A 12,466-nucleotide genomic window follows, 5' to 3' on the forward strand; every position below is an offset into this window, starting at 1 on the left:
AATATAATTTATTGACTACTTCGTAAACAAAAATAGAACGGCGATTAAAATAAAACTAAGTTTTTATTATTAAGGTTAATGTAAAGATGAGGGGGGAGAATAACCTGACGAGTGTTCTCAATCAGGTTATAAAATCTTAAGTTGGACGACGTGAATACATCAATAACCCTAGGCATAACAGGGTTAAACCTAAAATAAGATGTGAGCTAAGTTGTTCATGGTTGAACCATGTCCCCCAAAATGTAGCTAATACTGGGGTGATAATCGTAATAAATAGTACGGTGGTCGGCTGTAAGACCTTGATGAGTTGATAATAAAAAATCATCGCAAGCACAGATGAAAAAACTGCGCTGTAGAGTACCGCTACTGAAATTTTAAGGCTTGGTAATTCAGTGGGAAGATGTGACCAAAAGAAAGGTAACAAGCATACATAACCGACCCATGAAACAAGAGTAGCACCTGTCATTTGTGTAATTGGTGGAATATGCGCTCCGACAGATTTTACGGCAAAAGTCGACAATACATAAAACAGCATTGCGATCAGTTCTAACATAATACCGACGCGGTTGAGCTGAAAACCTGATGAAGACAGGCCTAAAGTAAAACTCATCCCGACAAGAGCAATACCGAGCCCAAGCCATTGCCATGCCGAGAAACGCTCACGTCCTAATAAAAAGGTGCTAATGAGGCCGGACACTAACGGAGAAGTACCGTAAATAATTGAGATAATGGCAGAGGGAACTTTATCTGCACCCATATAACAAAAGGCCATAGATCCAAATAAGCCAATGGCGCCTGCACAGTAACTTAAAACAGCTTTTCTACTAAAGATGAGCTTTAAACGAAAAAACCTTAGACAGAGTAAGGCGATTGGAATCGCCAGACTGAATCGAATAAATAATCCCCATGCCCAGTGAATTTCTTGTACTGTCCAGACCGCCGCGAGTGGGGTAAGTGACCAAATAATGACGACAGCAATAAATTGGCCGGCTGTAGCGAGGCGAGTTGGAGATGAAGTTAATGCTACAGCCGGCTGAATCTGCGGGGTGGATATACTCTGTTGTTCAAATAATGGCTTCATATAAAGCTCCAGAAAGTTGGGTTTTTGTGTGTTAAAAAGGCATAAAAAAAGCCGCTTTTTATGGCGGCTTGTGATGAAAATCCGGGGGATATATTACAATTTAAATATCTCGATTTTCGTATCCAAAGCGCCAAACTGGCCAAAATAAGGACGTCGCCAATTGACCACATCGAACTTAATCTCTGGGGCGTGTAATTGACGCGCTAGACAACAATGGGCTTTGGATAAAAACATGATAAGTATATTAAAAATACAGATGGTATTTTTATAACACAGAAATAGAAAAGTACAAATTATATTCAAACATGAACTATAGATTTTTTGATTACCTTAAATTAGTAGTTTGCTTAGCTCTATATTTTTCTCATAATACCCCGTCGAATTGATCTTAATAAGAAGCTGTTCTTATGTCACCTCTAGAAATTTTTGCAGTCTTGATTAGCCTAATTGGGGTCGGACTAACTGTTATCAGGAATATGTGGTGTTGGCTGTTTAATTTCTTTGCTTTTGTTTTATATGCCTATTTGTTTTACGAATTTAAACTTTATGGCGAAACGATTTTGCAGTTCTTTTTTATGGTCGTAAATTTTTATGGCTTTTACTATTGGTTCAAAGGAAAGCAGCAAGATCACGACATTCGAATCGAACCTATTGCAGTTAAAACCGCTATCATTCAAATGATTATTGCCGCGGTGGGTGGTTTACTGTTTGGTTTAGTTCTTAAAAACTTTACTGATGCAGCGGTGCCTATGCTTGACTCACAGCTTGCAGCCTTTAGTTTACTTGCAACGTATTGGACCAGCCGAAAGCATATTGCGACTTGGGTACTATGGGTGTTCGTTGATATTATTTATGTGGGCATGTTTATCTATAAAGATTTATTTTTAACAGCCGCGTTATATGCAGCATTTGTTCTGATGGCCGCTTATGGTTGGTATCAATGGGAAAAAGTTAAAAAGAAACAGCTTTTAGCCTCTAACCAGCTTTAATGTGGAGAGTGATCATGTTGTTGAGCTTAGATGTCTATAAACAACAACAGTTTGATCTGATTGCTGCAAAAATAATGGCAGAGCCAAAACAGTATTGTGAATTTAGTTCAGTGTCAGATTTCTATAATGCCGAGTGGCTCAAAGATTTTCCGCAGGGCAGTCAGGTTTCTGCGACTGGTTTAGATGACGGTGCTGAAGAGTTTTATGCGATTGTCCAGTTTAAACAGCAGTATTTAAAGTTTGATATTAAAGAAAACCATTCAACACTTATTTTTAATGATATGAATGGGAACGTATTTCAGTGTAATTTTTAATTTAAGAAATAAAATCCAAAAAAAAGCGACTTAACGTCGCTTTTTTTTAATAAATAAATTTGGAAATTTTATTTGCTGTTTCAACAACGAGGCTTGCGATATCTTCTTTAAATGTTCTTTCATCATATGTGGTAATTGGGCAACTCACTGAAATAACAGCCACCATTTTGCCATTTGACTGTTTAAAGATAGGTGCCGCGCAAGCTGCCATATCATGATTATAATGACCCCAGCTCACCATTGTTTTTTGAGTTTTTACATACACTAATCTTTGCAATAAGGTTTTTAAATTGGTTGGAGTTAGTTCAGAAAAGCTATCCCAATCATCAAAGTTAAGGTAACGCTGACGTACTTCATTTTCAGGTAAATCAGACAATAGCATTTGACCAATCACGGTTGCGTGCGCAGGCCAACGTGTACCTAAGCTAATGTTGCTCGTAAAGGTTCCCATCGATTGAATGTTATTTACAAAGACAATATGAGTGCCTTCTAAAATAGAAAGATGCACGGCAAGTTTAGTTTGGTCACGTAGTTCTTTCATTAATGGTGTCGATAAATCGAGTAATGAAAGTTTAGATAAACTATTAAAACCAAGTTCCATGACTTTTGAATCGAGCGCATAAGTTTTTTGAGATGCTTTTCTTAAATAGCCGCAAGACTCGAGTGTATAGATTAGGCGAAATGCACTAGAACGGTTCACTTCTAAAATTTCAGCAATTTCTGTAATCGTCATTTCTTGCGCTTGTTGATTAAATGCTTGCAAGATAGCCAACCCCCGGACAAGGCCGGGTACTAAATATCGATCATCATTTTTTGTTGTTTCTGATTCTTGCGAATCTTCTTCAATTGTTAGGCTCATTTGTGTCATTTTCCTATAAATAAAACAAGGTTCAATTTGGAGCATGCTGCTTTATTTTAGAACTATTGTAATTGTTAAAAATGCATAAAACAATTTTTATATTCAAAACTTTGTTTCCTGTTTGAAACGTAACAAAATATTTAAATTTAATTAAGATAATGAAATTTATATTTATTTTTACTTTGACAAAAAATGATCAAGGGGATTATGCTTAGCCTATGTTTTGAAAATCAAATTATGTTTTGTATATAAAACAAAATGAGGACGCAAGGTATGAGTTGGATCTCAATTTGTCAGCAGGGTGACGTTAGTGAAGATGAGCCGAAAGCCATCGAAATTGAAGGGAAAAAAATAGGCGTATTTTTCGTCGATGAAAATTACTTTGCTATCGAAAATGTTTGCCCTCATGCATATGCCTTATTAACTGAAGGATTTATCGAAGATCACACTGTTGAATGCCCATTGCACGAAGCAATTTTTGACATTCAGACAGGTGAGCTAAAAAGTGGACCCGGGTGTAGAAACCTATGTACGTACCCAGTTCGTGTTGAAGGACAGGATATTCAAATTCAACTCTAGTCCTCACATGTACAAGGAAGCAGAACAATGAAGACATTTAATGAAAAGTTGGCAAGCTGGATTCATGCAACGCCAGCAACCGAAGCAGGTATCAACAATATTCAAATTCCTGGTCAATCTGAATTGTTGGTTTGGCAAACACGTTATAAAGAACCAACGCTCTACGAACAAGACTTTGTAAAGAACTTGATTCAAGCATTTTCTGCGGGTGCAACTGAGTTAGATGACGTTGTTTCTGCACTTAATCAGCAGGGTTTCCGCTGTGAATCTGGTGATGAATGGACTTCTGCGAGTTTTACAGAAGAAATGCAACGTTTAGGTTATTAATTCAAGGACGAATAAAATGAACGCAATCGTATCAGCTTCACAAAGCGCTGAAGAATATTTAGAACTTGGTTTACGTGACCAATGGCATCCGGTTTTAGCAAGTTGGGAAGTGGCTGCTAATCCAGTCGGAATTACCCGTTTAGGCGAAAATATTGTGGTTTGGCGTGATGCCGAAGGTCAGGTTCATGCGCTTGAAGATCGCTGTCCGCATCGCGGTGCTCGCCTTTCATTGGGTTGGAACTTAGGCGACCGAGTCGCTTGCTGGTATCACGGTGTTGAAGTTCGTGCTGATGGTGTGGTTGCTGATGTGCCAGCTGTTCATGAATGTCCAATGACAGGAACCAAATGTTTAAAGAGCTATCCGGTAAGTGAGCAGCATGGGGCAATTTTCATTTGGTTTGGTATTGATGCAAACGAGCAGCCAAAACCACTTGAGTTCCCAGAACAACTTGCAAGCGAAGAGTGGAGTGCATTCCTTTGCCAAGCGGACTGGAAAGTAAATCATCAATACGCGATTGATAACGTGATGGACCCAATGCATGGGACCTATTTACACGCGACATCGCACTCAATGGCAGATGGTGAACGTACTGCAGAGATGAAGCACCGCACAACCGATAATGGCTTTGTTTTTGAAAAAGAAGGCCAAACTGGCGTGAACTTCGACTGGGTCGAATACGGTTCAACAGGTGCGAGTTGGTTACGTCTTTCAATTCCATACCGCAAACAATTTGGCCCAGGTGGCGAATTCTGGATTGTGGGTTACGCAACGCCAATTGATGCCAATAATACTCGTGTATTTTTCTGGCGCTGCCGTAAGGTGAGTGGCTGGCAACGTAATGTATGGCGCTTCTTATATCGCAATCATTTAGAGCAGTTGCATTGGGATGTATTGGAACAAGACCGAATTATTTTAGAAAACCTTGCGCCAAATGCGCGTGAAAAAGAGTTCCTCTATCAACACGATGTCGGTCTTGCTCGTTTACGCCGTTTAATGAAAAAAGAAGCTGAAAAGCAATTAAAGAAAATTGCTGCGCTAAATGCATCAAACCGTATCGAGATGCAGGAAGAAGCTCATGGCTAATGTAGCGTTGTTGCAAGGCAAAAAAGTTTTAGTGACTGGTGCTGCGCGTGGTTTAGGCCGAGATTTCGCTCAAGCCATTGCCGAGGCTGGCGCTGAAGTTGTGATGGCAGATATTTTATCTGACTTGGTGCAACAAGAAGCACAGGCGTTACAGCAACAAGGGCTAAACGTTCATGTGGTTACCGTTGACCTTGCCAATGCAGACTCTATTGAAAATGCGGTTGCAAAAAGCGTTGAGCTATTAAATGGTTTAGATGGTCTTGTGAACTGTGCGGCACTGGCAACCAATGTCGGTGGAAAAAGTATGGTTGATTATGATCCTGATCTTTGGGACCGGGTCATGAATATTAATGTAAAAGGCACATGGTTAATCAGTAAGGCATGTGTTCCCCATTTAAAGCAGTCGGCTGCTGGCAAAATTATTAATGTTGCTTCCGATACAGCACTTTGGGGCGCACCGAATCTAATGGCTTATGTTGCAAGTAAAGGTGCAATTGTTGCCATGACGCGTTCTATGGCAAGAGAGTTGGGGCAGTCCAATATCTGTGTCAACACATTGTCACCGGGCCTTACTCTGGTTGAGGCAACCGAGTATGTGCCTCAAGAACGTCACGATTTATATGTCAACGGAAGAGCGATTCAACGTCAGCAACTTCCACAAGATTTAAATGGAACAGCATTGTATCTACTGTCGGATTTGTCCTCTTTTGTGACAGGTCAAAATATTCCGGTCAATGGCGGTTTTGTCTTTAACTAAGGAGTAGTCAAATGATTACAGGGATCGAAATTTTAAAGTTTGGAGTTGAAGATAGAGCCGCTTCAAACAAGTTTTTAGCAGATTTTGGTTTAAGCAAAAGTGCTTCGGATATTGAAGGCACAGATCTTTACCAGACTCAAAATGGTAGCAAGATTTATCTATTTAATTGTGATGATGATCGTTTGCCTGCTGCCATTGAACAAGGCTCAACTTTACGTGAAGTGACGTGGGGTGTTGAAAGCATACAAGACCTAGAAGACTTAGCAGCTCGTTTGGCTGATGTAGACGGTTTTAAACGTTCAGAAAATACAGTTCAGTGTCTTGACCCAAATGGCATGACCATTCGTTTTGAACAAAGTTTTGTTAAAGATGTGTCTGAACTTAAAACGGAAGGCATTAACCAATACGGCAACATTCAACGTGTGAATGCAGCAAGCCCTGTCTATGAAAAAGGTCAACCTGTTGCGATTGGACATGTGGTGTTCTTCACACCAGATTTGGCAACAACCGAAAATTTCTATATTGAAAAAGTAGGCTTTCATTTATCGGATGCCTATAAAAATCGTGGTGCTTTCTTACGTTGCCGCGGTGAAGGTTATCACCATGATTTATTCTTGCTTAGTGTTCCAAATAAACCTGCTGGCTTAAATCACGTTGCGTTTGTAGTACGTGATATCCATGAGGTGATTGGAGGCGGTTTAAATATGAATCGTTCGGAGTGGTCAACTTTCATTGGGCCGGGACGTCACCCAATTTCTTCTGCTTATTTCTGGTACGTCAACTCACCATTAGGTGGTGCATTTGAATATTACACCAACGATGATTATTTGACAGAAGAATGGCAACCGCGTGTAGAGGAACATTGCCTAGAGCTTTTCACCGAGTGGGCGATTGAAGGTGGTCTTGATGACACAACCCGCCGTCAGGTGAAGCCTGTTTAACAGGGATTGCTTTACAAGGAAGATGGCTATGGAAAAGATCGTAATTGTAGGTGCCGGACAGGCAGCGGGTTGGGCAGTAAGTACCTTACGTCAAAATGGGTATGTGGGCGAAATTCACGTGGTTTCAAATGAAGATCAAGTGTTTTATGAACGTCCGCCACTGTCTAAGCAAGTACTTTCAAAAGAAGCAACGTATGAAAGTTTGAATCTGTTCTCTGCTGAACAGGTTCAAGAGTTCAAGGTTCAATGGCATAAACCGGAAATTGCAACAAAAGTCGATCGTGAACAAAAACAGGTTCATTTAGAAAGTGGCCAGATTTTGCCGTATGACAAATTGTTGATTGCAACCGGAAGCCGTGCACGTGTGCCGGTGAATACATGGCAGTTCATTCCAAATGTTGTGACTTTACGTAATGTGCATGACTGTGAGCGTTTGGCTGAAATTTTAAAGAATGCAAAAAATGTCGCGGTGATTGGCGGTGGCTGGATCGGTTTAGAAATTGCTGCAACTGCGCGAAAGCAAGGTAAAGATGTTCATATTTTTGAATATGGCGACCGCTTATGTGCAAGAAGTGTGAGTCCGGAAGTTTCTGCATTTTTAAAAAATATGCATGAGACGCAAGGTACAAAAATTCATTTAGATAGCAAAAGCCTTCATTTGGTTGAAGCACCTAATCAGAAAGTTGAAGTGGTGAACCATCCTCAACATAGCCAGTTATTTGATTGTGTTGTAGTAGGTGCAGGCGCTGAAATTGCCAAAGAGTTAGGTGTACACGCTGGTCTCGATGTGAAAGATGGCATTGTGGTGAACTGTTTTGGGCAAACTTCAGATCAAAACATTTATGCCGCAGGTGATGTCGCAATTCATCCGGGTTTGGGCTATTGCATTCAGTCTTGGGCAAATGCGCAAAATCAGGCCATTGCAGCAGCAAAATCAATGCTCGGAATTGAAACTGAATATAGCGATATTCCATGGCTTTGGTCTGATCAATATCACTTCAACATTCAGATTTTAGGAACATATCAACCTGAAAAAACCAAAGAATTGGTCATTCGCCAAGGCGGTGAAGATCAGGTGAGCTATTTATATCTGGACCATGAAAATCATTTGCTCAACATGATTGCCATTAATGACTCGAAGCTAGTCAAACTGGCAAAACGTTGGATGCAAGCCAACACCATTTTAGATCCAAAACTGTTAGCAGATGCTGAATTTAATGTCATGAAGTTAAAACCGTAAACATTAAATCTGGTTCTCATTACCAAATCGAAGGAATGACACATGAGTAATGAAGAAAAAAGTGGATTAAAGCATTGGGTACCTGCTTTTGTCCTTATGGTGTGTGTGGTACTGGCATTTTTCGACAAGATTAGTATTGCGGTTTTATTTTCAGATCCACATTTTCAAAGTGCAATGGGAATTGCTGAAAATAAGGCCAAGCTCGGATGGCTCATGACAAGTTTCTTACTTGCTTATGGTTTTTCATCAGTTTTTCTAAGCTTTTTGGGTGACATCTTTAACCCAAAGAAAATGCTGTTTTGGAGTGTAACGTCATGGGGTTTACTCATGTTTTGCATGGGTTTTACCACCAGCTACTCAGGCATGTTGATTTTACGTGTATTACTGGGTTTGGCAGAAGGTCCATTGTTTGCTTTGGCCTATGCGATTGTGAAGCAGACTTACACAGATCGCCAGCAAGCACGTGCTTCTACCATGTTCTTACTTGGCACGCCGATTGGTGCATTTCTTGGGTTCCCGATCACGGCAAATGTTTTAGCACACCATGACTGGCATACCACTTTTTTTGTGATGGCCGGATTAACACTGATTGCCATTTTTAGCATCGTTTTTGGCTTACGTAATTTGCAACTTAAGAAAACTGTCGAAATTGATGGTGAGAGTAAACGTACCAATTTCAAAGGCCATGTTGCCAATACGAAATTGCTCTTAAGCAACAGTGCATTCTGGTTGGTGTGCCTCTTTAACATTGCATTGATGACGTATTTATGGGGCTTAAATAGCTGGGTTCCTTCTTATCTTATGCAAGACAAAGGATTCAATCTCAAAGAATTTGGGATGTATTCAAGCTTTCCATTTATTGCCATGTTAATTGGCGAAATCATGGGCGCATTTTTATCTGACAAGTTAGGTCGACGCGCCATTCAGGTATTTAGTGGCTTATTACTCGCAGGCATTTTCATGTATGTGATGGTCCTGATGACCCAGCCATTATTGATTATTGCTGCCATGTCTTTAAGTGCGATGGCATGGGGTTTTGGAGTCGCTGCCGTATTTGCTCTGCTTGCAAAAGTAACCACCTCAAATGTAGGGGCGACTGCGGGCGGAATATTTAACGGTTTAGGTAATTTTGCAAGTGCAATTGCACCTGTACTTATCGGTTACATCGTGATGCAAACACATAGTTTTAATTTAGGAATTACCTTCTTGGCTGCTGTCGCTGTCATTGGGTCGTTGTTCTTGGTTCCTCTTTTAAAACGTTATTAATTCACTGTATAGGAGTTTAAAAATGACTACACAACAATTCGAATCATGGGCACAACCAGAAGGTGCTTCTTTAGAAGATTGGTTAAATACGCGTATTGCTCGCTTTGAGACACGTAAATATGACTTTGATGCTTTGAAGTTCCAAGCCGATTACGACCCGAAATATCGCCGTGCTCAAATGCGTTACATGGGTACGGGCGCAACAGGTGTTGCAAATGACGGTAATACCGTTCCAGCAGAAAACTTCACATTTTCGACCATGGTGTTGCCGCCACAGTGTGAAGGTCCTTTGCATATTCACCACGATGTTGAAGAAGTGTTCTTTATGCTTCGCGGCGAAATTGATTTGTTCATTGAGCACAACGGCGAAAAATTTGAGACCCGTTTAAAAGAGCGTGACCTGATTTCAATTCCACCGGGAATTTACCGTGGTCTATTTAACCCAGGTCAAGAAGATGCCTTGATGTGTGTAATGTTAGGAACGGGTAAACCAACCATTCCAAACTATCCACCCGAGCATCCATTGTCTCAAATCAAACGTTAATCGCTTGATGAAGTGAATGAAGGGAAAGAATTGAAAATGATGACACTCATTGAAAAGTTAGCAGAATTTCCGGTGAAAACGGTCACTGTTCAAGGCCAGCAACAAGCCTATCGGGAAGCCGGTCAAGGCGAGTACCTTGTGCTGTTGCATGGCATTAGTTCAGGTTCTGCATCATGGGTAAACCAACTTGAGGTGTTGTCTCATCATTTTCATGTCATTGCCTGGGACGCACCGGGCTATGGCAAATCAGCTGAACTTTTAACTGACCAACCAAATGCCACAGATTATGCAAAGCGTTTGGCTGCATTGTTCGATGTTTTAAAAATTGAAAAAGCAATTGTAGTGGGACACTCATTAGGTGCCTTACAGGCGAGTGCATTTGCTGCACTTTACCCAGAGCGAGTGGAACACTTGGTAGTCGCTAATTTAGCCCAAGGCTATCAACGCCACGATGAACAGACACAAATTCAGGTTTTTGAAAAAAGACCAAAAATGTTGCAAGAACTCGGCGCTAAAGGAATGGCCGAAAGCCGTGGACCTCATTTGATTTATAAACAAGAGCCACAAGCTTTAGCTTTAGTTTCAGAGGTGATGCAGCAATTGACCCTACAGGGTTTCACCCATGCATCGTATTTACTGGCTTATGAGGAAATACGTAATTACTTAACCGATTTAAAAGTCCTGTGCACAGTCATTGCAGGGCAGCAAGATCAAATCACTCCTGCGTTAGGTATACAAGCGCTTGCTCAGGAATTGCAGTTGGAACAGTACTACATCATCCAAGATGCAGGACATTTAAGTTATGTCGACCAACCGCAAGCATTTAACCAAATTATGTTGACGATTCAGGAACAATCGTAAGAGAGATTAAGGATTATGAGCTTCCAAGTTGAAGGAAAAGTTGCAGTTGTTACCGGTGGCTCATCTGGGATTGGGCTGGCTGCTGTTGAAATACTGGTCGCAGAGGGTGCAAAAGTTGCTTGGTGTGGTCGCGATGAAGAACGTTTAAATGCTTCTAAGCACTATATTTTAGAAAAATATCCGCATGCCAAAATTTTTACCAAAGCATGCAATGTATTGAAAAAAGAAGAAGTTCAGCAATTTGCTAAAGAGGTCAAACTCAATTTGGGCAATGTGGACATGCTCATTAACAATGCTGGGCAAGGCCGTGTTTCAAACTTTGAAAATACGCAAGATGAAGACTGGATGAAAGAAATTGAGCTGAAATATTTCAGTGTTTTACATCCGGTACGGGCTTTTCTTGAAGACTTAAAACAGTCGGCAAATGCCTCAATTACCAATGTGAACTCGTTACTGGCATTGCAACCCGAACCACACATGATTGCGACTTCATCTGCACGCGCTGCATTGTTGAATTTAACGTATTCTTTGGCGCACGAGTTTACTCAGTATGGCGTTCGTGTGAACTCAATTTTACTTGGAATGGTCGAATCTGCGCAGTGGAAACGCCGTTATGAAACCCGTTCAGACTTAAACCAGTCGTGGGAAGAGTGGACAGGCAATATCGCAAAAAACCGCGGTATTCCAATGCAGCGTTTAGGCCGTCCTGAAGAACCTGCACGTGCTTTAGTTTTCTTGGCATCGCCATTGGCATCGTACACCACAGGTGCAGCACTCGATGTCTCAGGTGGTTTTAATAAACATTTATAAATATAAGGTGCTGTCATGAAAAAGTTGATGATGATTGGTTTTGGCGCAATGGCAGCAGAAGTGCATGCTCATTTACCCCAAGATCTGCAACTGAAATGGATTGTCGTGCCGTCTCGTAGCGTTGAAAAAGTTCAATCACAAGTGTCTTCAGAGATTCAGGTGATTTCAGATATTGAGCAATGTGATGGTGCGCCAGACTATGTCATTGAGGTGGCAGGTCAAGCCGCGGTAAAAGAGCATGCTCAAAAGGTTTTAGCAAAAGGCTGGACCATAGGACTGATTTCGGTTGGAACTTTGGCTGATAGCGATTTTCTGATTCAGCTTAAACAAACGGCTGAGCAAAATAATGCCCATCTGCATTTATTGGCAGGTGCAATCGCAGGCATTGACGGTATTTCTGCGGCCAAAGAAGGTGGCTTGCAAAAAGTCACTTACAAAGGCTGTAAAAGTCCAAAAAGCTGGAAGGGCAGTTATGCAGAGCAATTGGTCGATTTAGACCATGTTTCTGAACCTACTGTCTTTTTCACTGGAACTGCCCGCGAAGCTGCGATGAAATTTCCGGCCAATGCCAACGTTGCAGCAACCATTGCACTTGCAGGGCTTGGAATGGATGAAACCATGGTTGAGTTAACTGTTGATCCAACCATCAACAAAAACAAACACACCATTGTGGCAGAAGGTGGCTTTGGACAAATGACCATTGAATTGGTGGGCGTGCCGCTGCCAAGTAACCCGAAAACATCAACTTTGGCTGCGCTTAGCGTGATTCGTGCTTGTCGCAACAGTGTAGAAGCAATACAGATTTAAGAAGGAT

15 protein-coding genes are annotated in these 12,466 nt (G+C 41.2%); 13 read left to right on the plus strand and 2 right to left on the minus strand.

Going from position 1 to position 12,466, the window contains the following annotated elements:
- Window positions 1-136: 136 nt before the first annotated feature.
- Window positions 137-1,081, minus strand: a complete 945-nt coding sequence (locus ACINWC141_RS00130; RefSeq protein ID WP_009386489.1) for a DMT family transporter — start codon at window positions 1,079-1,081, stop codon at window positions 137-139.
- Between the two features lie 407 nt (window positions 1,082-1,488).
- On the opposite strand from ACINWC141_RS00130, the gene pnuC reads away from it, so the two are divergent.
- A complete protein-coding gene (gene pnuC / locus ACINWC141_RS00135) occupies window positions 1,489-2,070 on the plus strand; it encodes a nicotinamide riboside transporter PnuC (protein WP_009386500.1) in 582 nt (193 codons plus the stop codon).
- 14 nt (window positions 2,071-2,084) lie between these two features.
- The gene (locus ACINWC141_RS00140) at window positions 2,085-2,384 is read left to right on the plus strand and encodes a hypothetical protein (RefSeq protein ID WP_009386572.1); all 300 of its coding nucleotides are present in this window, start codon (window positions 2,085-2,087) and stop codon (window positions 2,382-2,384) included.
- A 46-nt stretch (window positions 2,385-2,430) separates the two neighbouring features.
- On the opposite strand, the gene ACINWC141_RS00145 is transcribed toward ACINWC141_RS00140, so the two are convergent.
- A complete protein-coding gene (locus tag ACINWC141_RS00145; protein WP_009386586.1) occupies window positions 2,431-3,243 on the minus strand; it encodes an IclR family transcriptional regulator in 813 nt (270 codons plus the stop codon).
- Window positions 3,244-3,516: 273 nt separating this feature from the next.
- Between ACINWC141_RS00145 and ACINWC141_RS00150 the strand changes: the two genes are divergently transcribed.
- The 11 genes from ACINWC141_RS00150 to ACINWC141_RS00200 are packed head-to-tail and all read left to right on the plus strand — an operon-like array spanning window position 3,517 to window position 12,459.
- Entirely contained in the window at window positions 3,517-3,822 is a 306-nt protein-coding gene (locus tag ACINWC141_RS00150; RefSeq protein WP_009386591.1) for a non-heme iron oxygenase ferredoxin subunit, read from the plus strand.
- A gap of 27 nt (window positions 3,823-3,849) precedes the next feature.
- Complete coding sequence (locus tag ACINWC141_RS00155) at window positions 3,850-4,149, plus strand: recombinase-like helix-turn-helix domain-containing protein (protein WP_005070730.1); 300 nt, start codon at window positions 3,850-3,852, stop codon at window positions 4,147-4,149.
- 16 nt (window positions 4,150-4,165) lie between these two features.
- Window positions 4,166-5,233, plus strand: coding sequence for a Rieske 2Fe-2S domain-containing protein (locus ACINWC141_RS00160; protein WP_004641722.1), 1,068 nt, complete (start codon window positions 4,166-4,168; stop codon window positions 5,231-5,233).
- Complete coding sequence (locus ACINWC141_RS00165; RefSeq protein WP_009386522.1) at window positions 5,226-5,990, plus strand: SDR family oxidoreductase; 765 nt, start codon at window positions 5,226-5,228, stop codon at window positions 5,988-5,990. The genes ACINWC141_RS00160 and ACINWC141_RS00165 overlap by 8 nt, the downstream gene beginning before the upstream one ends.
- Window positions 5,991-6,001: 11 nt before the next feature.
- Window positions 6,002-6,931 carry a VOC family protein gene (locus ACINWC141_RS00170; protein ID WP_009386530.1) on the plus strand — a complete coding sequence of 310 codons (930 nt, stop codon included), beginning with the start codon at window positions 6,002-6,004 and terminating at the stop codon, window positions 6,929-6,931.
- A 28-nt stretch (window positions 6,932-6,959) separates the two neighbouring features.
- Window positions 6,960-8,171: an NAD(P)/FAD-dependent oxidoreductase gene (locus ACINWC141_RS00175; RefSeq protein WP_009386517.1), complete on the plus strand. Its 1,212-nt coding sequence runs from the start codon at window positions 6,960-6,962 to the stop codon at window positions 8,169-8,171.
- A 42-nt stretch (window positions 8,172-8,213) separates the two neighbouring features.
- Window positions 8,214-9,437 (plus strand): MFS transporter, encoded by a 1,224-nt coding sequence (locus tag ACINWC141_RS00180; RefSeq protein WP_009386593.1) that lies wholly within the window; start codon window positions 8,214-8,216, stop codon window positions 9,435-9,437.
- A gap of 22 nt (window positions 9,438-9,459) precedes the next feature.
- A complete protein-coding gene (locus tag ACINWC141_RS00185; RefSeq protein WP_002117566.1) occupies window positions 9,460-9,981 on the plus strand; it encodes a cupin domain-containing protein in 522 nt (173 codons plus the stop codon).
- A 36-nt stretch (window positions 9,982-10,017) separates the two neighbouring features.
- Window positions 10,018-10,842: an alpha/beta fold hydrolase gene (locus ACINWC141_RS00190; RefSeq protein ID WP_009386528.1), complete on the plus strand. Its 825-nt coding sequence runs from the start codon at window positions 10,018-10,020 to the stop codon at window positions 10,840-10,842.
- Between the two features lie 15 nt (window positions 10,843-10,857).
- Window positions 10,858-11,652, plus strand: coding sequence for an SDR family oxidoreductase (locus ACINWC141_RS00195; RefSeq protein WP_009386487.1), 795 nt, complete (start codon window positions 10,858-10,860; stop codon window positions 11,650-11,652).
- A 15-nt stretch (window positions 11,653-11,667) separates the two neighbouring features.
- Window positions 11,668-12,459 (plus strand): aspartate dehydrogenase, encoded by a 792-nt coding sequence (locus tag ACINWC141_RS00200; RefSeq protein WP_009386585.1) that lies wholly within the window; start codon window positions 11,668-11,670, stop codon window positions 12,457-12,459.
- The last annotated feature ends 7 nt before the right edge of the window (window positions 12,460-12,466 follow it).

This window comes from Acinetobacter sp. WC-141 (genome assembly GCF_000313935.1).
GTDB lineage: Bacteria > Pseudomonadota > Gammaproteobacteria > Pseudomonadales > Moraxellaceae > Acinetobacter.

Coding starts and splice junctions, on each gene's coding strand:
- ACINWC141_RS00150 (WP_009386591.1), top strand. CDS start 3,517: ATGAGTTGGATCTCAATTTGTCAGCAGGGTGACGTTAGTGAAGATGAG.
- ACINWC141_RS00145 (WP_009386586.1), bottom strand. CDS start 3,243: ATGAGCCTAACAATTGAAGAAGATTCGCAAGAATCAGAAACAACAAAA.
- ACINWC141_RS00160 (WP_004641722.1), top strand. CDS start 4,166: ATGAACGCAATCGTATCAGCTTCACAAAGCGCTGAAGAATATTTAGAA.
- ACINWC141_RS00140 (WP_009386572.1), top strand. CDS start 2,085: ATGTTGTTGAGCTTAGATGTCTATAAACAACAACAGTTTGATCTGATT.
- ACINWC141_RS00155 (WP_005070730.1), top strand. CDS start 3,850: ATGAAGACATTTAATGAAAAGTTGGCAAGCTGGATTCATGCAACGCCA.
- ACINWC141_RS00185 (WP_002117566.1), top strand. CDS start 9,460: ATGACTACACAACAATTCGAATCATGGGCACAACCAGAAGGTGCTTCT.
- ACINWC141_RS00200 (WP_009386585.1), top strand. CDS start 11,668: ATGAAAAAGTTGATGATGATTGGTTTTGGCGCAATGGCAGCAGAAGTG.
- ACINWC141_RS00175 (WP_009386517.1), top strand. CDS start 6,960: ATGGAAAAGATCGTAATTGTAGGTGCCGGACAGGCAGCGGGTTGGGCA.
- ACINWC141_RS00180 (WP_009386593.1), top strand. CDS start 8,214: ATGAGTAATGAAGAAAAAAGTGGATTAAAGCATTGGGTACCTGCTTTT.
- ACINWC141_RS00165 (WP_009386522.1), top strand. CDS start 5,226: ATGGCTAATGTAGCGTTGTTGCAAGGCAAAAAAGTTTTAGTGACTGGT.
- ACINWC141_RS00190 (WP_009386528.1), top strand. CDS start 10,018: ATGATGACACTCATTGAAAAGTTAGCAGAATTTCCGGTGAAAACGGTC.
- ACINWC141_RS00195 (WP_009386487.1), top strand. CDS start 10,858: ATGAGCTTCCAAGTTGAAGGAAAAGTTGCAGTTGTTACCGGTGGCTCA.
- ACINWC141_RS00170 (WP_009386530.1), top strand. CDS start 6,002: ATGATTACAGGGATCGAAATTTTAAAGTTTGGAGTTGAAGATAGAGCC.
- pnuC (WP_009386500.1), top strand. CDS start 1,489: ATGTCACCTCTAGAAATTTTTGCAGTCTTGATTAGCCTAATTGGGGTC.
- ACINWC141_RS00130 (WP_009386489.1), bottom strand. CDS start 1,081: ATGAAGCCATTATTTGAACAACAGAGTATATCCACCCCGCAGATTCAG.